At 59.6% G+C, this 22,893-nt stretch carries 24 protein-coding genes; 13 read left to right on the top strand and 11 right to left on the bottom strand.

The genetic code is table 11. From position 1 onward, the window contains the following. Positions 1 to 42: 42 nt before the first annotated feature. Together WIF35_RS12720 and WIF35_RS12715 are read left to right on the top strand one after the other, a co-directional pair. Positions 43 to 954 (top strand): ABC transporter substrate-binding protein, encoded by a 912-nt coding sequence (locus WIF35_RS12720; RefSeq protein ID WP_412478587.1) that lies wholly within the window; start codon positions 43 to 45, stop codon positions 952 to 954. Next, entirely contained in the window at positions 951 to 3,038 is a 2,088-nt protein-coding gene (locus WIF35_RS12715) for a diguanylate cyclase domain-containing protein (protein ID WP_412478586.1), read from the top strand. The genes WIF35_RS12720 and WIF35_RS12715 overlap by 4 nt, the downstream gene beginning before the upstream one ends. A 9-nt stretch (positions 3,039 to 3,047) precedes the next feature. Here the strand turns inward: WIF35_RS12715 and WIF35_RS12710 are convergent, their stop codons facing one another. Both WIF35_RS12710 and WIF35_RS12705 read right to left on the bottom strand, forming a co-directional pair. Continuing rightward, a complete protein-coding gene (locus WIF35_RS12710) occupies positions 3,048 to 5,033 on the bottom strand; it encodes a TonB-dependent receptor plug domain-containing protein (RefSeq protein ID WP_412478585.1) in 1,986 nt (661 codons plus the stop codon). 54 nt (positions 5,034 to 5,087) lie between these two features. Further along, positions 5,088 to 5,921: a PilZ domain-containing protein gene (locus tag WIF35_RS12705; protein WP_412478584.1), complete on the bottom strand. Its 834-nt coding sequence runs from the start codon at positions 5,919 to 5,921 to the stop codon at positions 5,088 to 5,090. Between WIF35_RS12705 and metX the strand changes: the two genes are divergently transcribed. From metX to WIF35_RS12690, 3 genes are read left to right on the top strand one after another with little or no spacing between them, the layout of a single operon-like run. Continuing rightward, entirely contained in the window at positions 5,920 to 7,050 is a 1,131-nt protein-coding gene (gene metX / locus WIF35_RS12700) for a homoserine O-succinyltransferase MetX (RefSeq protein ID WP_412478583.1), read from the top strand. The two genes, WIF35_RS12705 and metX, sit on opposite strands and share 2 nt — an antisense overlap. Further along, positions 7,047 to 7,658, top strand: a complete 612-nt coding sequence (gene metW / locus WIF35_RS12695) for a methionine biosynthesis protein MetW (protein ID WP_412478582.1) — start codon at positions 7,047 to 7,049, stop codon at positions 7,656 to 7,658. Before metX ends, metW begins: the two co-directional genes overlap by 4 nt. After that, entirely contained in the window at positions 7,658 to 8,923 is a 1,266-nt protein-coding gene (locus WIF35_RS12690) for an AmpG family muropeptide MFS transporter (protein ID WP_412478581.1), read from the top strand. The genes metW and WIF35_RS12690 overlap by 1 nt, the downstream gene beginning before the upstream one ends. On the opposite strand, the gene WIF35_RS12685 is transcribed toward WIF35_RS12690, so the two are convergent. The 5 genes from WIF35_RS12685 to WIF35_RS12665 all read right to left on the bottom strand — a co-directional run bounded on the left by WIF35_RS12685 (position 8,920) and on the right by WIF35_RS12665 (position 11,098). After that, positions 8,920 to 9,147 carry a hypothetical protein gene (locus tag WIF35_RS12685; RefSeq protein WP_412478580.1) on the bottom strand — a complete coding sequence of 76 codons (228 nt, stop codon included), beginning with the start codon at positions 9,145 to 9,147 and terminating at the stop codon, positions 8,920 to 8,922. The genes WIF35_RS12690 and WIF35_RS12685 overlap by 4 nt on opposite strands. A gap of 77 nt (positions 9,148 to 9,224) precedes the next feature. After that, on the bottom strand, positions 9,225 to 9,518 hold the full coding sequence (locus WIF35_RS12680) for a YqjK-like family protein (protein ID WP_412478579.1): 294 nt from the start codon (positions 9,516 to 9,518) through the stop codon (positions 9,225 to 9,227). Next, complete coding sequence (locus WIF35_RS12675) at positions 9,515 to 9,922, bottom strand: phage holin family protein (protein ID WP_412478578.1); 408 nt, start codon at positions 9,920 to 9,922, stop codon at positions 9,515 to 9,517. Before WIF35_RS12675 ends, WIF35_RS12680 begins: the two co-directional genes overlap by 4 nt. Before the next feature lie 4 nt (positions 9,923 to 9,926). Beyond that, positions 9,927 to 10,241, bottom strand: coding sequence for a DUF883 family protein (locus WIF35_RS12670; RefSeq protein WP_412478577.1), 315 nt, complete (start codon positions 10,239 to 10,241; stop codon positions 9,927 to 9,929). Positions 10,242 to 10,306: 65 nt separating this feature from the next. Continuing rightward, entirely contained in the window at positions 10,307 to 11,098 is a 792-nt protein-coding gene (locus WIF35_RS12665) for an exodeoxyribonuclease III (protein ID WP_412478576.1), read from the bottom strand. A 42-nt stretch (positions 11,099 to 11,140) separates the two neighbouring features. Between WIF35_RS12665 and pyrE the strand changes: the two genes are divergently transcribed. Together pyrE and WIF35_RS12655 are read left to right on the top strand one after the other, a co-directional pair. Beyond that, positions 11,141 to 11,782, top strand: a complete 642-nt coding sequence (pyrE, locus tag WIF35_RS12660) for an orotate phosphoribosyltransferase (RefSeq protein WP_412478575.1) — start codon at positions 11,141 to 11,143, stop codon at positions 11,780 to 11,782. Continuing rightward, positions 11,775 to 12,428, top strand: coding sequence for a hypothetical protein (locus WIF35_RS12655; RefSeq protein ID WP_412478574.1), 654 nt, complete (start codon positions 11,775 to 11,777; stop codon positions 12,426 to 12,428). The genes pyrE and WIF35_RS12655 overlap by 8 nt, the downstream gene beginning before the upstream one ends. A 15-nt stretch (positions 12,429 to 12,443) precedes the next feature. Here WIF35_RS12655 and gatB read toward each other — a convergent pair whose 3' ends face one another. Genes gatB through gatC form a run of 4 tightly spaced genes read right to left on the bottom strand, consistent with a single transcriptional unit; the run spans position 12,444 to position 16,181 of the window. After that, positions 12,444 to 13,895: an Asp-tRNA(Asn)/Glu-tRNA(Gln) amidotransferase subunit GatB gene (gene gatB, locus WIF35_RS12650; RefSeq protein WP_412478573.1), complete on the bottom strand. Its 1,452-nt coding sequence runs from the start codon at positions 13,893 to 13,895 to the stop codon at positions 12,444 to 12,446. Between the two features lie 12 nt (positions 13,896 to 13,907). Continuing rightward, a complete protein-coding gene (locus tag WIF35_RS12645; RefSeq protein ID WP_412478572.1) occupies positions 13,908 to 14,438 on the bottom strand; it encodes a hypothetical protein in 531 nt (176 codons plus the stop codon). Position 14,439: 1 nt separating this feature from the next. After that, complete coding sequence (gatA, locus tag WIF35_RS12640; RefSeq protein ID WP_412478571.1) at positions 14,440 to 15,897, bottom strand: Asp-tRNA(Asn)/Glu-tRNA(Gln) amidotransferase subunit GatA; 1,458 nt, start codon at positions 15,895 to 15,897, stop codon at positions 14,440 to 14,442. Then, the gene (gatC, locus tag WIF35_RS12635; protein WP_412478570.1) at positions 15,894 to 16,181 is read right to left on the bottom strand and encodes an Asp-tRNA(Asn)/Glu-tRNA(Gln) amidotransferase subunit GatC; all 288 of its coding nucleotides are present in this window, start codon (positions 16,179 to 16,181) and stop codon (positions 15,894 to 15,896) included. The genes gatA and gatC overlap by 4 nt, the downstream gene beginning before the upstream one ends. A gap of 117 nt (positions 16,182 to 16,298) precedes the next feature. Here gatC and WIF35_RS12630 point away from each other — a divergent pair, with 117 nt between their 5' ends. The 6 genes from WIF35_RS12630 to WIF35_RS12605 are packed head-to-tail and all read left to right on the top strand — an operon-like array spanning position 16,299 to position 22,884. Continuing rightward, entirely contained in the window at positions 16,299 to 17,342 is a 1,044-nt protein-coding gene (locus WIF35_RS12630) for a rod shape-determining protein (protein WP_412478569.1), read from the top strand. Positions 17,343 to 17,378: 36 nt separating this feature from the next. After that, the gene (mreC, locus tag WIF35_RS12625) at positions 17,379 to 18,314 is read left to right on the top strand and encodes a rod shape-determining protein MreC (RefSeq protein WP_412478568.1); all 936 of its coding nucleotides are present in this window, start codon (positions 17,379 to 17,381) and stop codon (positions 18,312 to 18,314) included. Then, positions 18,314 to 18,835 (top strand): rod shape-determining protein MreD, encoded by a 522-nt coding sequence (mreD, locus tag WIF35_RS12620; RefSeq protein WP_412478567.1) that lies wholly within the window; start codon positions 18,314 to 18,316, stop codon positions 18,833 to 18,835. The genes mreC and mreD overlap by 1 nt, the downstream gene beginning before the upstream one ends. A gap of 13 nt (positions 18,836 to 18,848) precedes the next feature. Next, on the top strand, positions 18,849 to 20,759 hold the full coding sequence (gene mrdA, locus WIF35_RS12615) for a penicillin-binding protein 2 (protein ID WP_412478566.1): 1,911 nt from the start codon (positions 18,849 to 18,851) through the stop codon (positions 20,757 to 20,759). Further along, positions 20,759 to 21,868 (top strand): rod shape-determining protein RodA, encoded by a 1,110-nt coding sequence (gene rodA / locus WIF35_RS12610; protein ID WP_412481245.1) that lies wholly within the window; start codon positions 20,759 to 20,761, stop codon positions 21,866 to 21,868. Before mrdA ends, rodA begins: the two co-directional genes overlap by 1 nt. Continuing rightward, positions 21,865 to 22,884, top strand: coding sequence for a septal ring lytic transglycosylase RlpA family protein (locus WIF35_RS12605; protein ID WP_412478565.1), 1,020 nt, complete (start codon positions 21,865 to 21,867; stop codon positions 22,882 to 22,884). Before rodA ends, WIF35_RS12605 begins: the two co-directional genes overlap by 4 nt. Positions 22,885 to 22,893 lie beyond the last annotated feature (9 nt).

Below are 22,893 nucleotides of genomic sequence, written 5' to 3'. Positions count from 1 at the left end.
TCCCTAATTGCATTGGCATAGCCATACAGCTATATTCCGGCGATGCTTCGGTATTTTTGCCGTATTTTCGCTGTCCTGCTGGCCCTCTCCCCTTTCTGTGCGAAGGCCGGCACCATCGCGCTCATTGTCAGCGAAAACGGCGGCCCTTATGGCGAATTCTCATCGACCCTGAGCAATGCCCTGGCCGGCACAGCATGGCAGATTAGCGCCACCTTGCGCGCCGACACCATCGTGCAACCGATTCCCAAGGCGGACCTGGTCGTCACGGCTGGCGTCGCCGCTCTTCGGCAAGCCATGCAAACCTACGGCGGAACACCGATTCTCGCCACACTGATTCCTCGCCAGAGCTACGAAAAGCTGATCGCCGAAACGGGAGGCAAAGGCCAGGGGCGCATCTCCGCGATCTGGCTCGATCAGCCGGCGTCGCGCCAGGCACTATTCCTGCGCAACCTGTTGCCCGGACAAAAACGTATCGGCATATTGGTCAGCCACGAATCCGCGCAACTCGCCCAAAACTATCGGCAGGTTTTCGCCAACCTCGGACTCAGCCTGGATGTCGAGGACAGCGACACGGACCAATCCCTGCTGCCGGCTCTGAACAGTCTCCTGCAGCGCAGCAGCGTTCTGCTCGCGCTACCGGACAGTACGATCTATCGTCGTGACAACATCAAACCGATACTGGTCACGACCTATCGCGTGCAAAAACCGGTCGTCGCATTCTCGCAAGCCTTCGTCACCGCCGGTGCATTGGCTGCCCTATACTCGACACCCGCCCAGATCGCCCGGCAGACCGCCGACTCCGTTACCGCCAATGGTATAAATCTGCCACAAGCTGGCGGGCCAAGCCAGTTTGCCATCGCAATCAACTACAACGTCGCCCAGGCTTTGGGCTTGAACGTGCCGGATGAAGCTACTATCCGGCAAGCCATGCTCGCTGCGCGGGAGTCCCGATGAACCGCTTGACCCTACGTCACCGCCTTTTGCTGCTGACCCTGCTGCCCAGCACGCTGATCGCCGTCGCCCTGGTCGCGTATTTCACGATCAGCGGCATGCGGACGCTGGAGGGCGAGTTGCGGGCAAAAGGCATGGCTACCGTCCGCTATCTGGCGCCAATCAGCGAGTACGGCATCATCGCCGGTCAAGTCGAGGGTTTGCATAGCCTGGCCCAGGCCTCGGTCCAGGAGTCCGGCGTCAAGGCAGCCATCATCGTCAACCAGAAGGGCCGCGCAATCGCCGTCAGCGGACACGTCGCCCTAGGTGCCGAAATCCTGCGCCATGGGCCACAGAATCCCGGCATTGTCGGTGAAACCGAGCGCTGGATTGCCTTCGGTGCTCCGGTCATCCGCTCGATGAACGAGGTCGACAGCCTGTTCGACTCCGGACCTACCCCAGCCAACAAACCGGAAATCATCGGTCATGTCTTCGTCGAATTCGACAAGGCCGATCTCTACGCCAAGCAACGCGATTTGCTGCAGCGTGGCCTGATCATCGTGTTCGTGGGACTTGCCCTGCTGGCCGGGTTGGCTGTCGCCATGGCCGATACGCTGGCCAGTCCGGTCATGCGCCTGGTTCGGGCAATCGGCGAAATGTCCACCGGCCGTTTGGATACGCGCGTACCCGCTACCAGCAGCGGTGAAATCGGCGTTCTCGAGCAAGGCTTCAACCAAATGGCCAGCCGAATCGAGGAAGTGCACCAATCGATGCAAAGCCGCATCGAAGAAGCCACCGCTCAACTCGCTTACCAGGCGAGACACGATGCCCTGACCGGCCTGCTCAACCGTCGCGAATTCGAGCATCGACTGGAAAAAGCACTCAGTAGCGTCCAGGCTGGCGGCAACGATTGTTGCCTATTGTTCATCGACCTCGACCGCTTCAAGCCGGTCAACGATACCTGTGGTCACTTGGCTGGCGATGAGCTGCTGCGTCAGATAGCGCTGCTCTTTCAGGGGCGGTTGCGCGACGACGATACCGTCGCGCGACTAGGAGGTGACGAGTTCGGCATCCTTCTGGCAGACTGCACCGCCCCCCGAGCACGCCAGGTCGCAGAGGACATCTGCGCCTTGACCTCCGCCTACCGCTTCATTTGGCAAGACAAGGTGTTCGCCATCGGAGCAAGCATCGGACTCACACCCATCACTCGCCGCGCTTCCAATATTCAGGAACTCTTGGCTGCCGCTGACAACGCCTGCCAGCAAGCCAAAGAGAGCGGGAGAAATCAGGTGCTCGAACAGGAAGCCACAGCCACCACCGACCGACGACAGGATAAGGGCAACTGGGCAAGCCGAATTGCCAATGGTCTGATCGAAGGACGGCTGCTGGTCGAAGCCATGCCCCTCAATTCGCTGCAGCACATCGGCAGCGGCGAGCACGTGGTCGAACTGACCGCACGCCTGCACGAACCGGGGCAGCCCTCGATCGCCTTGTCCGCACTGATGGATGCCGCTGAACGCTACGACCTATCGACCTCGATCGACCAACACTTCATCGAACTGGCCATTTCTGCCTTGGCGCGCACGCGTCACGATAAAAAGTCTCTGAGCTGCCTCGTTCCCATTTCCAGGGTATCCCTTGGCAAGCGCGAACTGGTCGAACACATCGCCCGTACGCTGGCCCTGCATGAGATTTCCGGCAATGGGCTCTGCATCCTGTTCAACGAAGATGCGACCACACACCATACCAGCCAAGCGTTGGAATTCACCCGACAAATTCGCGCTCTGGGCTGCCAGATCGGGCTGGACGATTTTGGCGGCGGCTTATCATCGTTCAGCCACCTCAGGTCGCTCGCCCCCGATTACGTCAAGCTCAGCCGCAGCTTGACACGTGACATCGGTGGCAATCGTGCTTCCACTGCCCTGCTTCGCGCAGTTCAGGAAATAACGGCCGACCAGAACATCTACACCATCGCCGAAAGCATCGACGATCCGGCCGAAATCATTCAGCTTAGAAGCTTGGGTATCGACTTTGCACAAGGGAAAGCAGCTGCCCCGATCGAGCCTTTTGATGCTTGGCTGGAAGGCGCGGTAATTCGCGCCGGCTAATCCCTCGGTTCAGAAGTCGAGGCGCAAACCAAGCCAGTGACGACGTCCAACTACGCGATCAGCCGGTTGGCCATAAGACTTGAACTCACCGTGATTGCCCTCGAACGACTGCACTGTGTAAGACAACTCCCCGCCCCTCGGCCCCCATCGGAAGGGATAAGCCAAGCGCACATCTCCCCGAGAGTATCTATCCTGCCACGAATTACGCGTCCACTTCATCTTGTCCAACCAGTAGCCTGCAATCGAGAACTCAAAACCGAACGGCAACGATTGCATCAGCAGGATGGAATTGGAATAGCGTGGAGCAGAACGCTCACCGAGTTGATCAAGGTTAGTCCGAGGCACGGCGGAAAGACCGGACAACGGTCCCGCCAGGGCCGAGTCAAGAAACTCGGAATCGATGCGAATGAAGCTTTGGCTTACCTGGATACGAGTCGTATCGAAAGGCTGCCATTTCCATTGATACTCCAAGCCATTAATTTGGATCTTTTGGACCTCGACCATGTACTCGACCTGATTCTGCACCTGAATCATGCGGTTCGGTATTTTCTCCCGGAACAGCCGGGTATCCAGACTCATCCGCCAGCCACGCCAATCGCCGAGGTAACCCAATTCCCAGGTATCCATCTGCTCCGCCTGCAAATCCCGATTTCCACGAAAATTCAGACTTGAGCCCTCCCACCAATTGGCCCGGTAATCAACAGTGCTACCCGTGCGATAGGCCCTCGAATAACCGATACGCAGGGTATTTTCCGGCGTAATGTGAAAATTGGCGCTCACGCGAGGCGAAGTATGAGCTCCAGCCAGCGAGTCCTGCTCAGTCGATAAACCGAGGTTGCCGGTAAACCAATTAATTGGCTTGATTTCCAGATTGCCAAACAGGCGAAAAACATCCCGACTTACCCAACTCATCCCCCGAAACACCGTATCGGAGCGCACTGCATCATTCCGCCAACTGCCACCCCAGGCCAAGCGCATCTTGTCGAGCGGAACGAAATTGTGCTGTATTTCGAATTCATGTCGGACACCTTGATCACCAGCCTCATCATAGTTGTATGCTGGGTTGGCAGACTGATTTAGGTAACGATCAGATGCCCAATCGGAGACGTAAGCGTAACGGACATAGATATCAGAATTAACGCTCAAAGTGTGACGCAAGCCAGCCTGCAGGTAGGTACTCGATTGGGAAAAATCATGAATCGGCCAACCTGGGTTATTTCCACCTATCAAAACATTTTGGCTTTTTGCCAGACGGCCGCGCATCGTGACTGCCTCGACATGCCCGGCGCTGAATTCAAGAACATCGCGCTCAGACAGGGAAAAATCAGCTCTAAGATCAAACAATCTTGAGGTGAACTTATCCTTCCAGTCAAACTGATCCTTCAATCCATCATCGTCGCGCTGTTGATAGGTAAAACGAAAATTCCCGGCCTCCCCCAGTTTTCCCCCTTGCCGCAAAGTGTAATCCCGTACGCCCTGGTTACCATGATTGGCGCTCACCGAGAATCCACGGACTACAGAAGGATCGACGGTAATGATATTGATGACTCCAAGGAAAGCATTGGTGCCATAAGATGCGGAATTTGTCCCCCTAACCACTTCGATGCGCTCAATATCCTCAAGCGCCACCGGGACCAAGGCCCAATTCATTCCGTTGCGGAACAAGGGCGAATGCAGCGAACGACCATCCACCAGCACCTGCACCCGCGGAGAAAAATCCTCGTCGCTCAAGCCGTGATAGGTGACACGCGCAGCATCGGTGTTGTTTGGATAGGTCTGAAAACCGGGGACCAAGCGAAAAACATCATTCAAGTCCCGAGCCCCGGAGGCACGGATTGCCGCCCGATCCAGCACCGTTACCGCGGTCGGCGCATCAGCCAGACGCTGGGGTAGGCGACTGACTGAGGCAACCATCGGCAAGTCGCTGAAGTAGATATCCTCTTCGCCAGCATACACCGGCACAGAAGCAAACAGGCAGGCAACCGGCAGGGCCATTGCCAATTTCAGAAATCTTACTGAGTCCATCACACTTCCCTAAGCCGCATCGATCTAGCCTGGCATCGCCAATGCAAGTTTCCACGCACCAGAAAACACTTCCGACTGTTCCCCGATATCCACCCCATGTCGCGTAACTGCGACCATGCAAAGAGCCAAGCCTGCTTGATCGATCTGAGTCACAGCACTGGCATCGATTTGGTCGACACCAACACGGGTCAAGGCATGCATGAAGTCATTACGCAAACAACCTCCCAAGCCCCCAGCAATACGCATCACTTTTTTCCCGCCGGTTTCGTGCATCGAAAGAATCGATGCTTTGCCGCTGGCCAATGCTGCATTGATCGCATCGTCGATCAGAATCTGAGCGATCGGCCCTGTCTGAAAGCGAGCCCCGTACAGGTCACCAACCCGGCTCACCACGCTTGCCGGCACATCGATCAAAGGTGAATCGAAAACTTTGAACTCGCAACCCATCGTTCTGCCCACTTCAAGAGCCATATCCGATCGCACCATCAAGCCGGATAGCGAGATATTCTCGATATAACCTTCACCCAGCGACCCGCTATAGCCAATCTTGACGCACGGCGGCACGGCGAAGCGGATACGCTGATGCCGTCTTTGCTCGAACATGAATTGCCCCCGGATTTTCACAATTTGGATTTTTTTGCAGTGTAACAAACCTTTAGCTGTCGTTTGATGACTAGTCGACCGGAAGAATCCGCATTGACTTTTCGTCGTGCGCTCGGTATCGTCAGCGATGCTCCTGCCACGAGGGGCCGCGCCGATTTGAGCTCTGATTGCGGGCGCGCAAATAAATACTGCTAAAACGGGAACCACCCAGTTCGCGTTTCGGCCAACTGGGTTTTTTGTTTTCAGGAAACGCATGCCAGGACAATCCGTCGGCGCCGTCCATTCTCAGCGCGCCCACTTCAACCAGCCGCTACAATTGCGTAGCGGCGGCATATTGCCGGCCTACGATCTGGTCTACGAGACTTACGGCACGCTGAATGCAGCCAAGTCGAATGCCATCCTCGTCTGCCACGCGTTATCCGGCCACCATCACGTTGCCGGTCACTACGCCGATGCGCCGAACAACATCGGCTGGTGGGACAACATCGTCGGCCCTGGCCGCCCTCTCGATACCGACAAATTCTTCATCGTCGGGCTTAACAATCTGGGCGGTTGCCATGGTTCGACCGGCCCCTCCTCACTAAATCCGGCCACTGGGAAGCCCTGGGGCGCCGACTTCCCCATCGTTGCCGTCAGTGATTGGGTCGAAGCCCAGGCCCGTTTGGCCGATCTACTGGGCATCGACCAATGGGCAGCCGTCATCGGCGGCAGCCTCGGCGGCATGCAGGCCCTACGCTGGAGCATCAGTTTCCCTGAGCGAGTACGCCACGCCCTCATCATCGCTTCGGCCCCAAAATTGTCGGCGCAGAACATCGCTTTCAACGATGTCGCCCGCCAAGCCATCCTGACCGACCCGGATTTCCACGGCGGACACTATTACGAGCACGACACCCGTCCGACACGTGGCCTGCGCCTTGCCCGCATGCTGGGCCACATTACCTACCTGTCTGACGACCAGATGGGCGAGAAATTCGGCAGGGAACTGCGCAACGGGTCGTTTTCCTTCGATTTCGATGTCGAATTCGAGGTGGAGTCCTACCTGCGCTACCAGGGCGACAAATTCGCCGGTTACTTCGACGCCAATACCTACCTACTGATGACCAAGGCGCTGGACTACTTCGACCCAGCGCGCCTGGACGATGGCGACCTGATCCGGACGATGAGCCGCACCGCGCCTAATACCGGCTTCCTGATCGCCTCGTTCACCACCGATTGGCGCTTCTCGCCCGCCCGTTCGAAGGAAATCGTCAGCGCTCTGCTGGCCAACGGCCGCAACGTTTCCTACGCTGAGATCAACCTCAATTTCGGGCACGACTCCTTCCTGATGGATGACCCGCACTACCACGGGATCGTCGGTGCCTACCTGAACAACATCAAGCTATGACGCATACTCTGGGCCGCCCCGACTTCGACGTCATCACCGCCTGGATCGAACCGGGCCACCGAGTTCTCGATCTCGGTTGCGGCGATGGCACCTTGTTGAAGCACCTAATCGACTCCCGCGGTGTACAGGGCTGGGGTGTCGAAATTGACGACACCAACGTGTTGGCCGCCATGCGCAACGGCATCAACGTCATTCAGGGTAACCTGGAGAATGGGCTCGACGAATTCACCGACCAGTCCTTCGACCATGTCGTGCTGTCTCGCACCTTGCAGACCGTCCGCCACACCGAAGGCATCCTACGCGAGATGTTGCGCGTCGGGCGCGAAGCTGTCATCTCCTTCCCGAATTTCGCCTACTGGAAAAACCTGCGCTCGGTCCTCGATGGCCGCATGCCGGTTTCGGAAGATCTGCCCTATCAGTGGTACGACTCACCGAACGTACGCTTCTTCACCCTGCTCGACTTTGAAGCCCTATGTACGCAAATGGGGCTGACTATCCGCGAACGCCGCGTACTGGATGAAGATGGCAATCCGGTCGATAGCGCGGACGACAAGGAACTCAATTTCCTCGGCAGTCTGGCAGTGTACCGTTTGACGCAGCCACGCTGATGCCGGGCTGGCTCAAAGCTCTGCTCACCCGGAAGATGCTGATCTGCATCTTTACCGGCTTTTCCTCCGGCTTGCCGCTTTACCTACTGCTCAACCTGCTCCCTGCCTGGTTGCGCAGTGAGGGCGTCGACCTGAAGACCATCGGTTTTTTCGCCCTGATCCAGTTCCCCTACACCTGGAAATTCCTGTGGTCGCCACTGCTCGACCGCTACGCCATTCCGGGTTTCGGACGCCGCCGCGGCTGGATGCTCCTGACCCAAATCGGCCTGCTGCTGACCATCGGCAGCCTTGGCGGTTTGAATCCACAGCAGAATATCTGGCCCATTCTCTGGCTCGCGGCCTTGCTGGCATTTCTATCGGCGACTCAAGATATCGCTCTGGACGCCTTCCGGCGCGAGATACTCGATGATGCCGAGCTTGGCCTGGGCAACGCTGTACACGTCAATGCCTATCGCATCGCCGGTCTTATTCCCGGCTCTCTCTCCCTGATTCTGGCTGATCGCCTCCCATGGGACGAGGTATTCTGGATTACCAGCGCCTTCATGTTGCCGGGGATGGTTATGGCCTGGCGGGTCAGTGAGCCTGGTATCGGCGGTCAACCGAAGACGCTGCGTGAAGCGGTAACCGAGCCTTTCCGCGAATTCATCGAACGCAAAGGTTGGCAAAGCGCGCTGATGGTGCTCGCCTTCATTTTTCTCTACAAGCTGGGCGACAGCTTGTGCACGGCCTTGGCCACGCCGTTTTATCTCGACATGGGTTTTACCAAGACTGATATCGGACTGATCGCCAAACATGCCGGGCTGTGGCCTGCCGTATTCGGCGCCCTGCTCGGCGGCATCTGGATGGTTCGCCTCGGGATCAATCGCGCCCTCTGGCTATTTGGCGTCGTCCAACTCGTCTCGATTTTCGGTTTTGCCTGGCTGGCCGCCCAAGGTCAGTTTCAGGCAATCGGCGCCGAACAGCGTTTGGCCCTCGCCTTGGTTATCGGTTTGGAAGCGCTGGGCGTGGGCCTGGGTACAGCCGCGTTCGTTGCCTTCATCGCCCGCACCACCCATCCTGCCTATACGGCAACCCAGATGGCCTTGTTTACCAGTTTGGCCGCCGTACCACGGACCTTCATCAACGCCTCGGCAGGATGGCTGGTCGAATCGCTTGGTTGGCTGAATTTCTTCTGGCTGTGCGCAGTACTCGCCATCCCCGGCATGCTTCTTCTAATGAAGGTCGCCCCCTGGCAAATGCCTGCCGAGCGAGTAAGGGAAATTTAACGCTGCTGGCGACGCCGGTCGAGCCACCAGGCATAGGCCGGCAGCAGGAATATCGATCCGGGCATCATCAAGGCCACCAGATAGGGCGACAAATGCGCCATGCGGCGTAGGTGGCCGAGCAATTCTTCGCGCTCGGCTTCGCTCCATTGTCCGCCGTTGCGCGCCTTCATCAGCAGGGGCATCATGCCGCGCGCCGCCATCAATTCAGCCAGGACGCGTTGCACTTCCCGTCGCTGGGAATTCAGCAACTGCCTCCACCACGCCGGCAGCAAAGACTCGGGCGAATCGACCTGCAATCTGCTCAACCCCGCCCGAAAATCGATTTGCGCAAAGATAGCCAACCGCGCCACAAAAAGAATCCGCGCTGCGCCCAACGCCAAACACGACGCGGCCGAGCCAGCACAGCACCCGCCACGGCAACAAATACCGCAGCCGGATGATGCTTCAACCAATCGACGCCGCGCAACACGGCATCGCCATGGGCAAACGCTGCCTCTATGGGTTGCGTGTGTTTCGCCAATTCTCGCCGCTGAGCATCAATTTTGGCCTTCAAGGCACCGTGACGCTCCGCCAGTTGCAGGAGTTTCGAGTTCATTCCTGACGGTGCACGCTACGGCGCAACTGGTTCATGTCTGCTTCCAGCTCGGAGAGACTGGCATGAAACAAGCGGCTTCCCTTGGCGGCATCCTTTTTCAGCGATCCGATCAAGGCGAATCCGATGCCGACGAAGAGCGTGGCGAACAGCCCGAAAACCAGTATTCGGTGTTCCCACAAGGCCAGCGCCAGGCAAAATACTGCCATGATGACGCCCACGGCCAGGAAGAAAGCCGCACCTATCGCTTTCGACCACAGCGACATCAGGCGGAATTTCTCTTCTTCCAGTTCGGTAACGAGAAGTTCCGCCCGCGTCTTCACGATCGCGATCAGCGTCGCGATCGTATTTTTCAGCGCCGCGAACAAGCCCTCGCGAGCTTCTTCGCTGCCAGTCGGATCGACCATGCGTTTAGCGGCGGCCGATCAGGACACCGAGGGCCAGGCCCAAGGCTGCGGCAACACCGACAGCCTTCCACGGCTGCTCATGCACGAAATCGTCGGTGGCACGGGCTGCCGCCTTGGTCTTGTCGACGACGGCAGCTTCAAGGTCGAGCACGCGCTCTTTGGCATCGCGCAGACGAACACCCAGGCGCTCGCGCAGCTCGCCTACCTTGTCGCCCGCGGCACCGGCAGTCGCACGCAGCAACTCTTCGGTATCGGCGATGACGACCTTCAGGTCGGAAACCAGTTTGTCCTTGTTGGCGGTGGTCAGTTGTTCAGACATTTTCAACCTCGTTGATGGCAGTTAAGCAGGATTACAGAGTATCCCTAGAACAGGGCGAAATCAATTCACTTTGATGACAAAGAATAATCGTAGTCGACGATCAGCGGAGCGTGATCGGAAAAACGCTGTTCCTTGTAAATCTCGGCTCGGCGTGCGGTTGCGGCAAAGCTCGGCGTAGCGATCTGGTAGTCGATCCGCCACCCGACGTTCTTGGCCCAAGCCTGCCCACGATTGCTCCACCAGGTGTAACACGCATCGGTGGTGTCGGGATGGAGACCGCGGTAAACATCGGCCCAGCCCAATTCATCGAAAACGCGCGTCAGCCAAGCGCGCTCTTCAGGCAGAAAACCGGAGTTTTTCTGATTGGACTTCCAGTTTTTCAGATCGATTTCCTTGTGGGCGATATTCCAGTCGCCACACAGGACAATCTCTCTGCCCTCCGCGCGCAGCGCCTGCATTTGCGGAAAAAAGGCATCCAGAAAGCGGAACTTGGCCTCCTGGCGCTCAGGCGATGAGGATCCCGACGGCAAATACAACGAAATGACCGACAGGTTGCCAAAGTCAGCGCGAATGTAACGCCCCTCGGCGTCGAATTCACCGCCATCGAAGCCTTCGACGACACGATCCGGCTCCTGGCGACTCCAGATACCGACGCCGGAATAGCCTTTCTTCTCGGCACAGTGGTAATAGGCGTGCATGCCGTCCGGCTTGAGCATTTCGGCATTGAGATCGGGCAACTGGGCCTTCAGTTCCTGCAGACAGATGACATCGGCACTTTGCGCGGCCGCCCAGGGCAACACGTTTTTACTCCAGGCGGAGCGAATGCCGTTGAGATTCAGGGAGATGATGCGTAACATTGCGTTGGGATCGGAGGAAACGGTCCGTATAAGTGGAGTGTTATGGATTTTCGCCAGGATTTCATCGAGTTCGCCGTCGCTTGCAAAGTGCTGCGCTTCGGCGAGTTCAAGACCAAAGCCGGTCGCTTGTCGCCCTATTTCTTTAATGCCGGGCTGTTCGACGATGGCAATTCGCTGGGCCGCTTGGCTGAATTCTACGCCAAAGCTGCGGAAGCCAGCGGCCTGCAGTTCGACATGCTGTTCGGTCCGGCCTACAAAGGCATCCCGCTGGTTGCGGCGATCGCCATCGCGCTGAGCCAGCGCGGCCACAATTTTCCGTTTGCCTTCAATCGCAAGGAAGCCAAGGATCACGGCGAAGGCGGCAACATCGTTGGCGCGCCCCTGCAGGGACGCGTGCTGATTGTCGACGATGTGATCTCCGCCGGGACTTCGGTACGCGAATCGGTCGAATTGATCCGCGCCGCGGGTGCCACACCAGCCGGCGTGTTGATCGCCCTCGACCGCCAGGAGCGCGGCCAAGGCGAGTTGTCCGCCGTGCAGGAAGTACAGCGCGATTACGGCATTCCGGTAATTGCGGTCGCCGGCCTCAAGGATCTGATGACCTTTCTGGCACACAATCCCGATCTCGCGACCCACCGCGAAGCCGTGGCAAAATACCGCGAACAATACGGTGTCGATGCCTAAACGCGCGCTCCCCCTCCTGTTGGCATTACTGGCCGGTTGCGCAAGCGCTGCCGGCGAGTTTTATTGCTGCCAGGACAATGTCAGCGGGCGTCGCGTCTGCGGCGACACCCTGCCCGAGGCCTGCCGGGGGCACTCTTACCGCGTGCTCGACAGTGGCGGCAACGTCCTGAAGGAAGTCGGGCCACCGCTGACCCCGGAACAAAAGGCCCAGTTGGCCGAGGAAAACCGGCGCAAGAAATTGCTTGAAGAAGCCGCCAGGGAGCAACGCCGGCGCGATCAGGCCTTGCTCGATACCTATGCCACTCAGGACGACATCGACCTGTCGCAACGCAAAGCGGAAAAGGATGTCGCCATCGCCATTGAGAACGTTCAGCGGCAGATGGAAATCTCGCAGAAGAAACGGCAAAAGCTGGCCGATGAAGCTGAGTTCTACAAGAAGAAGAGCATGCCGCCCCAACTGGCGAGCGATCTGCGCGCCATCGACCACGAAATCAAGTTGCAGCAGGAACTACTCGACGTGAAACGGCGCGAATACGATGTGATCAAGGCCAAGTACGACGCCGATCGCAAGCGCTACATCGAACTTACCGGTCGCCGCCCGGCGGCAAGTTCGCCTCCGGCCAGCGGGGCACTACCGCCCCGCTAACCAGCCTTCGGCAGCTTAACCTGCCAGCTTCTTCTTGAGCAGTTCGTTGACCTGTTGCGGGTTGGCCTTGCCCTTGGCGGCCTTCATCACCTGACCGACCAGCGCGTTGAACGCCTTCTCCTTGCCGGCACGATATTCGGCGACGTTGGCGGCATTGGCCGCCAGCACTTCGTCGACCAGCGCTTCGATCGCACCGGTATCGGTGATCTGCTTGAGCCCTTGCTTGTCGATGATTTCATCGGCAGTCGCGCCCTCGCCATTCCACAACGCTTCGAAGACCTTCTTGGCGATGTTGTTCGAGATCGTGTTGTCGGCGATGCGCAGGATCAGGCAACCGAGTTGCTGCGGCGTTACCGGTGAATCGGCGATTTCCTTGCCTTCCTTGTTCAGACGGGCTGCCAGGTCGACCATGACCCAGTTGGCGCAGGGCTTGGCGTTGGCCGGACCGGCCACTGCTGCGGTGCACTCGTAAAAATCGGCAATTTCCTGGCTGGCGGTCAGCGTATTGGCATCGTAGGCGGACAAGCCTAGATCGCTCATGAAACGTTGGCGCTTCTGCGCCGGCAATTCCGGCAATTCACCCTTGACGCGCTCGATCCAGTCGCTGGCAATCACCAGCGGTAGCAGATCGGGATCGGGGAAATAGCGGTAGTCATGCGCATCTTCCTTGGTGCGCATGGTGCGGGTTTCGCCGGTATCCGGGTCGAACAGCACCGTGGCCTGCTGGATCTTGCCACCATCTTCCAGCGTCTCGATCTGCCAGCGCACTTCGTAATCGATGGCTTCCTTCAGGTAGCGGAAGGAATTCAGGTTCTTGATCTCGCGACGGGTGCCGAAAGGCTGGCCGGGGCGGCGCACCGAAACGTTGGCATCGCAGCGGAAGGAGCCTTCCTGCATGTTGCCGTCGCAGATGCCGATCCAGCGCACCAGCGCATGCAAGGCCTTGGCGTAGGCCACCGCCTCGTCGGAGGAACGCATGTCCGGCTCGGTGACGATTTCGAGCAGCGGCGTCCCGGCGCGGTTCAGGTCGATGCCGGACTTGCCGTGGAAATCCTCGTGCAGCGACTTGCCGGCATCCTCTTCGAGGTGGGCGCGGGTCAGGTTGATGGTCTTTTCGTAGGCCTTCTCGCCGGAACCGACCTGCACGGTAATCGCGCCGCCCTGCACGACCGGCAGTTCGAACTGGCTGATCTGATAGCCCTTGGGCAAGTCCGGGTAGAAGTAATTCTTGCGGGCGAAGATTGATTTCGGCGAGAGATGCGCGCCGATGGCCAGGCCAAAACGGATGGCACAGTCGACCGCCTTCTTGTTCAGCACCGGCAGCACGCCCGGCAAGGCGAGGTCGACGGCACAGGCCTGGGTGTTGGGTTCTGCGCCGAACGCCGTCGAAGCGCCGGAGAAAATCTTCGAAACCGTCGAGAGCTGTGCATGCGTCTCGATCCCGATCACTACTTCCCACTGACTCATGATTTCATCCGCTCAGTAACAACGCCCGCTCTTCGCCTCGACGACGATGGGCCACAAATAATCGAATGCCTGGCCTTCGCAGGATTTCGGGCAGGCATTGAATGCCACCGTCACCTTCGGCCCCTGCTCCCACATGCGGACCAGGCAATCCTTTTCCTTCTTGTGCCGCAACAAGGCCTGCGGCAACTTTTCCACTTGCTCGAACTCGCCCAGATTGAAGCGGCAAGCCCCATAACCCTTCATGCTGACCTGCGCATCGAAGGCCTTGACCTCGGCCTCCTTGACCAGCAGATCAAGCTTGGTCACCGTCCCGATGGCGTCCTTGTGCGAACACTTGGACTTCACATTCAGCGGCCGGGTCGGCTGCGGCTGCAGGTTGCGGCCAGCCAGATACTTCAGCGTCGAATTCTTGAACTTCGGCGTTTCCGACTGCACCGGCGCTGGCTCCGCTGCGGGTTCGGGCACCGGCTTTCCCGGTGCCTTGGGCGCTTCTGCGCAGGCGGCCAGCACCGTAGCGACTAGCAGCGCCAGCCGGAGACGCATGTTATTCGATACCGGCCGGACGACGCTGATGCCAGTCCGTCGCCATCTGGTAACGATGTGCCACGTTCAACAGGCGCGCCTCGTCGAAGTAATTGCCGATCAACTGCAAGCCAACCGGCAGTCCGCCGGCAAAACCGCAGGGAATCGACATCCCCGGCAAACCCGCCAGGTTCACCGCGATGGTATAGATATCCGACAGGTACATCTGCACCGGATCCGCGGCCTTTTCGCCTAGCTTGAAAGCGGTCGACGGTGACGTCGGGCCGAGGATCACGTCGCACACCTTGAAGGCTTCGACGAAATCGTTGGCGATCAGACGACGGATACGCTGCGCCTGCAGATAGTAGGCATCGTAGTAGCCGTGCGACAGCACATAGGCACCAATCAGGATGCGGCGCTTGACCTCCTCGCCAAAGCCCTGGGCGCGCGACTTCATGTACATGTCGTCGAGGCTGCCGTATTCGGGCGCACGGTAACCGTAGCGCACGCCGTCGAAGCGACTCAGGTTGGAGCTGGCCTCGGCCGGGGCGATGACGTAGTAGGCCGGTACCGACAGATGGGAATTGGGCAGCGAAACCTCGACGCAGGTCGCGCCGAGCTTTTCGTATTCCTTGATGGCGGCTTGCACGGCAGCCATCACTTCGGCATCGCAACCTTCGCCGAAGAATTCCTTGGGCAAACCGACGCGCAGACCGGCCAGCGGCTTTTCCAGGTCGCGGGCGTAGTCCTCCACCGGACGATCAAGCGAGGTCGAGTCGCGCTCGTCAAAACCGACCATGGTGTTGAGCAGTAGCGCGCAATCTTCAGCGCTGGCCGCCATCGGGCCGCCTTGGTCGAGCGATGAGGCGAAGGCGATCATGCCGTAACGCGAAACCAGACCGTAGGTCGGTTTCAGGCCGGTCAGGTTGCACAGCGCCGCCGGTTGGCGGATCGATCCGCCGGTGTCGGTACCGGTCGCCGCCGGCGCCAGACGCGCCGCTATGGCCGCCGCCGAACCGCCGGACGAACCGCCGGGCACGCGCTCGCGGTCCCACGGGTTGCGCACCGGACCGAAAAAGGAAGTTTCGTTGGACGAGCCCATGGCAAATTCGTCCATGTTGGTCTTGCCCAGCGAAACGAGACCGGCTTCGGCGTGCATCTTGCGGATGACCGTGGCGTCGTACGGCGAAACAAAATTGGACAGCATCTTCGAGCCGCAGGTGGTCAGCCAGCCTTCGGCACAGAAGATGTCCTTCTGGGCGATGGGCACGCCGGTCAGTTGGCCGGCCGTTCCGGCAGCGATACGGGCGTCGGCTTCGGCCGCCATTTTTAGGCTTTTTTGCCGGTCCACCGTGACAAAGGCGTTGATTTCCGGATTCAGACGCTCGATGCGATCGAGAAACAGCGTCGTCAGTTCGCTACTGGAAATCTGCTTCGCGGCCAGCGCCTGCGACAATTCCTTCAGGCTGGCGTGAATCATTCGATCACCTTCGGTACGAGGTAGAGGCCGGCTTCGGTTTCCGGAGCAACGGCCTGATAGGCCGCACGACGATCGGTTTCGGTCACCGCGTCATCGCGCAGGCGCTGACTGAGATCCTGCGCGTGCGCCATCGGCTCGACGCCTTGGGTGTCGACGGCCTGCATCTGTTCGATCAACTGAAAAATGCCGTTGAGATGACCCTGCGTGGTGAGGGCTTCGGACTCGCTGACCTCGATACGGGCGAGGTGGGCGATGCGCTGAACCTGATCTAATGTGAGCGACATGGCTGCCAATAAATTGTGCAAAAAGACTTTTTCTGCAGTGCACAAAGTCTTAAAATCGAAAGCGTTATAAGGTATCATAAAAGTTTTCCCTACCGCACCCCCAACGCGGAGTCACTGATGTTCGGTTTCCTCAATAAATACTTCTCCAACGACCTTGCCATCGACCTCGGCACGGCCAATACGCTCATCTACGTGCGCGGCCGCTCGATCGTCCTCGATGAGCCGTCGGTGGTCGCCATCCGTCTCGACGGTGGCCCCAATGCCAAAAAAACCATCCAGGCCGTCGGCAAGGAAGCCAAGGAAATGCTTGGCAAGGCACCGGGCAGCATTACCGTCATCCGCCCGATGAAGGACGGCGTGATCGCCGACTTCACTGTCACCGAGCAGATGCTCAAGCAGTTCATCAAGAAGGTGCACGACTCCAAGCTGTTCAGCCCGAGCCCGCGCATCATCATTTGCGTACCCTCCGGCTCGACCCAGGTGGAACGCCGCGCAATTCGCGAATCCGCCATCGGCGCAGGCGCCAGCCAGGTTTACCTGATCGAGGAACCGATGGCCGCGGCTATTGGCGCCGGCCTGCCGGTCGCTGACGCAACGGGTTCCATGGTCGTCGATATCGGCGGCGGCACCACTGAAGTCGGCGTCATTTCGCTGGGCGGCATGGTTTATGCCGGTTCCGTGCGTGTCGGTGGCGACAAGCTGGACGAAGCCATCATCAATTACATCAGCCGCAACTACGGCATGATGATTGGCGAGAACACTGCCGAAAACATCAAGAAGACCATCGGCTCCGCCTTCCCGGGTGCCGAAGTCAAGGAAATGGAAGTCTCCGGCATCAACAAGGCCGAAGGCATCCCGCGCAAGTTCACGATTTCCTCCAACGAAATCCTCGAAGCGCTGACCGACCCGCTGAACCAGATCGTTTCCGCCGTGAAATCCGCGCTGGAAAAGACTCCGCCGGAACTGGGTGCCGACATCGCCGAAAAGGGCATGGTCCTGACCGGTGGCGGCGCGCTGCTGCGCGACCTGGATCGCCTGCTGATGGAAGAAACCGGTCTGCCAGTCATCGTCGCCGACGAGCCGCTGACCTGCGTTGCCCGCGGCTGCGGCATGGCGCTGGAAAAGATGGACAAGCTGGGCAGCATTTTTGCCTCGGATTAACCTGTCCACCGCAGCATCCCAGCAGGAAGGACTCTGATGGCCGGCATTGACCACGCGCCGCCACCATTCTTCAAGCGAGGGCCAGCACCGCTGGCCCTTCTGACTTTATACATCGCCCTTTCGCTGGCGATCTTCGTTGTCGACCTGCGTTTCCGCAGCCTCGACCTGCTGCGGCAAAGCGTTTCCCTGGTCGTTGACCCGGTGCAGCGGGTGGCACAGACCCCCGGCAGTCTGGTCGATTATGCAGCGCAATATCTGCAAGGCCTGCGCTCGCTGCAGAAGGAAAACGACGAACTGCGCCACGCCAAACTGAACACCGCACCCGACCTGCAACGCCTGCAGCAACTGGAGGCCGAAAACGACCGCCTGCGCAAGCTACTTGCGGTCAAGGAACGCGAAAAGGCCAAGGGACAAGTTGCCCAGATTCTCTACACCGCGCGCGACCCCTTCTCGCGCAAGGTGATCATCGACAAGGGCCAGCAAGCCGGCATCACCGCCGGCCAGCCGGCCATCGACGAAGCCGGCGTAGTCGGTCAGGTAACGCGCGTTTACCCGTTCTCCGCCGAGGTCACGCTGATTACCGACAAAGATCAGGCCGTACCGGTACAGATCGTCCGCAACGGCCAGCGCTCGGTCATCTTCGGCTTGGGCAACGGCCAGATGGAACTGCGCTACATGCCGGCCAATGCCGACGTGGAAGTTGGCGACACCCTCGTCACTTCCGGCCTAGACGGCGTCTACCTGGCTGGCTTCCCGGTCGCCAAGGTGGTCAATATCGAGCGGGACAGCGCCTATTCCTTCGCCCGCATCTTCTGCGTACCCATCGCCGGCGTCGAGAACTTCGGCGAGATGATGATCCTCGACCCGCGCCAGCCCCAACCACCAGCCCCGGCCACCACCTCCGGCCGCGGCGATAGCGGCGACAAGGGCGAATTGCGGGTCAAACGCAAACGCGGAGGCAAGGCTAACTGATGCAACCGACCTTTTCTTCCTCGCGCATCCTGCTACCGGTCCGCCCCTGGTTCATTTTCCTGAGCCTGATCGTCGCCGCGCTGATGAACTTCATTCCGACCGCACACTGGCCGGGCGTTCCCGATTGGGTGGCCTTGGTCCTGTGCTTCTGGAGCGTGCGCGAGTTCCGCCGCGTCGGCATGGGCTGGGCCTTCATTCTTGGCTTGCTGATGGATGTGGCCGACGGTGCCGTGCTGGGCCAGCACTGTTTCGCCTATGTTCTGCTGGCCTACACCGCGTCTTTGCTGTCGCGGCGTATTCTCTGGTTCCCGCTGGCACAGCAGGCACTGCAGGTCTTGCCGCTGTTGATCGGCACGCAAGTCATCCAGGCCTTGATGCGTTTGGCCGTTGGCAGCGACTTCCCTGGCTGGAGCTATTTCATCGGTCCGTTCGTCGCGACCCTGTTGTGGATTCCGATCACCTTCCTGTTGTTGCTGCCCCAGTATCAGCCTGTGGAGCAGGACCCCAACCGTCCGATCTGACAGGCAACCTGACGTGGGCGACTTCCACAATCCCGATGCCGACCTCGACCGCTTCCGCTTTCGCACCGGATTTGCGGCAGCGACGGTGCTCGTCTGCTTCGGCATCCTGCTCGCCCGTTTCATCTGGCTGCAGGTCATTCAGCACGACTTCTACCGTACCCGTGCCGAAGACAATCGCATCGCACTGATTCCCATCGTCCCGAACCGCGGCGTCATCACCGACCGCAACGGGGTGGTGCTGGCCCGCAACTATTCGGCTTTCACGCTGGAAATCACACCATCGCAGGCCGGCAATCTGGAAGAAACCATCGATGCCCTGACCGAAGTCATCGACATCCAACCCAAGGACCGCAAGCGCTTCAAGCGTCTGATGGATGAAGCGAAGAATTTCGAATCCATTCCCATCCGGACGCGACTCACTGATGCCGAAGTGGCCCGCTTCGCCGCCCAGCGTTATCGATTCCCCGGTGTCGAAGTCAAAGCCCGCTTGTTCCGGCACTACCCTATGGGCAGCGTCGCCTCGCATGCCATCGGCTACATCGGCCGTATTACCGAACGCGACCTGAAGTGGATCGAGGAATCGGAGCGCGTCGCCATGTACAAGGGTACCGACCACATTGGCAAGACCGGCCTGGAACAGCATTACGAATTCGAACTGCACGGCACGACCGGCTATGAGGAAGTCGAAATTGATGCCGGCGGTCGGGCCTTGCGCAGCCTGAAGCGGATTCCGCCGATTTCCGGCAACAATCTGTCGCTAACCCTCGATTCGAAGCTGCAGGAAATCACCGAGCAGGCCTTCGGCGACCGCAAGGGGGCGCTCGTCGCCATCGAGCCTTCGACTGGCGGCATCCTGGCGTTGGTCTCCAACCCCACCTACGACCCCAACCTCTTCGTCGATGGCATCACGCCCGACAACTGGAAGGAATTGAACGAACACCCCAGCAAGCCGATGGTGAACCGGGCACTCAACGGCGCCTACCCACCGGGTTCGACCTTCAAGCCGTTCATGGCACTGGCCGCGTTGGAAATGGGCAAACGTACGCCCAACCAGGCGATCAGCGATCCCGGCTATTTCAATTTCGGCAACCACCAGTTCCGCGACGATAAAAAAGGCGGGCACGGCATGGTGGACATGTACAAGTCCATCGTCCATTCCTGCGATACCTATTACTACATCCTGGCCAACGACATGGGGATCGATAACATCGCCAAGTTCATGGCTCAGCTAGGTTTCGGTCAGCGTACGGGCATCGACCTTGGCAAGGACGACTCCGGCGAATCGAAGGGGGTCCTGCCTTCCCAGGAATGGAAGAAGCAGCGCTTCAAGCGCCCCGAGCAGCAGAAGTGGTATGCCGGCGAAACCATTTCCATCGGCATCGGCCAAGGCTATAACGCCTACACGCCGATCCAGCTGGCCCAGGCCACGGCCACCCTTGCCAACAATGGCGTGATGTTCCGCCCGCACCTGGTGAAGTACATCGTCGACACCAAAACCGGCGAAAAACGCCCCGTCGAGCCGAAGCCGATCCGGGATCTCCAATTGAAGCCGGCCAACGTCGACGTCATCCGGCGGGCCATGGTCGGCGTCAACAAGGAAGGTACCGGTACGCGCGCCTTCGCCGGCGCCCCCTACGAAGTTGCCGGCAAGACCGGGACGGCCCAAGTTTTCTCGTTGAAAGGCGCACAGTACAAGGAAGGCGCGGTCAAGAAGGAACTGCGCGACCACGCGCTATACATAGCCTACGCGCCGGCCGACAAACCGACCATCGCACTCGCCGTGCTGGTCGAGAACGGGGGTTTCGGTGCCCAATCGGCCGCACCGATCGCCCGCATGGTGCTCGACTACTACTTGCTCGGCAAACTGCCAGCCGGTGCCGCCAACGAGGATAGCGGTGCCATCGAGGATGACAACGAGCAATGATGGACATCGCCACCACGCTTCGTCGCTATTGGGCAAACGCCATTGCCCACATCGATTTTCCACTGCTCTTCATCACCCTTGCCATCATGGCAGTGGGTCTGGCCACCGTTCACTCAGCAACGATCGGCGGTAATCACCGGGCGTTCGCCCAGGCCGGGAACATGGCCGTGGCCATGACCATCATGTGGTTTGTCGCCCGCACCCCGCCGCAAACGCTGATGCGCTACGCCATTCCACTGTATGTGGTCGGTCTGATTCTGCTCGTTGCGGTCTTCCTGTTCGGCATCAAGGTCAATGGTGCCAAACGCTGGCTTTCGCTCGGCTTCACCCGCATCCAGCCGTCCGAGATCATGAAGATCGCCATGCCGCTGATGCTGGCCTGGTATTTCCAGAAGTACGAAGCGACGCTGCAATTCAAGCATTACATCGTCGCCGCCCTGCTCCTGCTGGTGCCCTTTGCCCTGATCGCCAAGCAGCCCGACCTTGGCACTGCCTTGCTGGTCGGCGCCGCCGGCTTCTATGTCATCTTCTTTGCCGGCCTGCCGTGGAAAATCATTGTCGGCCTGATTGCCGCCGGTGCCGCCGCCGCCCCTTTCCTCTGGCACATGCTGCACGACTACCAGCGCAAGCGAATCATGACACTGATCGACCCGACCAGCGATCCGCTCGGCTCCGGCTACCACATCATCCAGTCCACCATCGCCATCGGTTCCGGTGGCCCCATCGGCAAGGGCTACCTGAACGGAACGCAAACCCACCTCGAATTCATCCCGGAAAAGCACACCGACTTCATCTTTGCGGTCTTTTCGGAGGAGTGGGGCTTGATCGGCAATATCGTGCTGCTCATCCTGTACACCCTGCTGATCGGGCGCGGGCTGATGATCGCCTCCGGCGCGCCGACGCTGTTTTCCCGCCTGCTCGCCGGCGCCATCACGCTAGGCTTCTTCACCTATGCCTTCATCAATATGGGCATGGTTTCCGGTATCCTGCCGGTGGTCGGCGTGCCGCTGCCTTTCATGAGTTACGGCGGCACCGCTCTGGTAACCCTCTTTCTCGGCATCGGCATGTTGATGTCGATTCATACGCATCGGATGCTGGTCAAGAAATGAAACTCCTCCGCCTGAGCGTTTGCGCTGTCGCCGGTCTGTGGCTGGTCGGCTGCGGCACGACGCAGTTGCCGTCGCAGGGTGCTGCGGTGGACAGGCCAAAAGAGCCCATTTCCAAATCGCCGACGCCAACCCGCAAACCGACCGCCGTCTTGAAGCGTGGCGGCGGTTTCTATAAGGACGACGGTCCGGCCGACGACATCCCGGACGGCCTGGACGACATCCCGGATGCCGAACCGAAATGGGAAGCGCTGCACAAGCCGGCGATGAAACCCTACGTCGTGCTCGGCAAGGAATATGTGCCGAATACCGCGGTCAAACCCTACAAGGCACGCGGTATCGCCAGCTGGTATGGCAAGAAATTCCACGGCCAGAAAACATCGATCGGCGAGCCCTACGACATGTTCGCCATGACCGCCGCCCACACTACCCTGGCGTTGCCCTCCTACGTACGCGTTACCAATGTGCAGACCGGCAAGGCCGTGATCGTGCGCGTCACCGACCGCGGCCCCTTCCACGCCGACCGTGTCATCGATCTCTCCTATACGGCTGCCTACAAGCTGGGGCTGGTCAATGGCGGCAGCGGGCTGGTCGACGTCGAAGCGATCGTTCCGGGCGAAGCAGGATCGACGACCTACGCTCAGGTCGTGCCGCCCTCCCGCCCGGTGCTCGCCGAGCGCGACGAAATCGAGCTACTCGCCCAGCGCATGGCCGCCGAGGAACGTCCGGTACAAACCGCTGCCATGGCCGGCATGAGCGGCATGAATGGCGACAACGGCGCGGCCACCAAAGGTGTGTTCCTCCAGCTCGGCGCCTTCGCCAACGCCGATAATGCCGAAAACCTGAAGAATCACCTGCAGCGTGAACTGGACTGGCTGACCGAGAGCATGCGCATCACCCCAGGCGGCGGTGTGCACCGCGTGCATCTCGGCCCCTATGCCAACCGCAGCGATGCCGACCGCGTCGCCGAGCGTATCCGGGCCGCGCTCGGCTACAAGCCGACGGTCATCGTTCGCTGAGTCTAGCTC

The organism is Azonexus sp. IMCC34839 (assembly GCF_047047955.1).
Taxonomy (GTDB): Bacteria; Pseudomonadota; Gammaproteobacteria; order Burkholderiales; family Rhodocyclaceae; genus Azonexus.
Note: the sequence above shows the minus strand (reverse complement) of the source record. Positions and strands in the feature narration are given on the sequence as shown.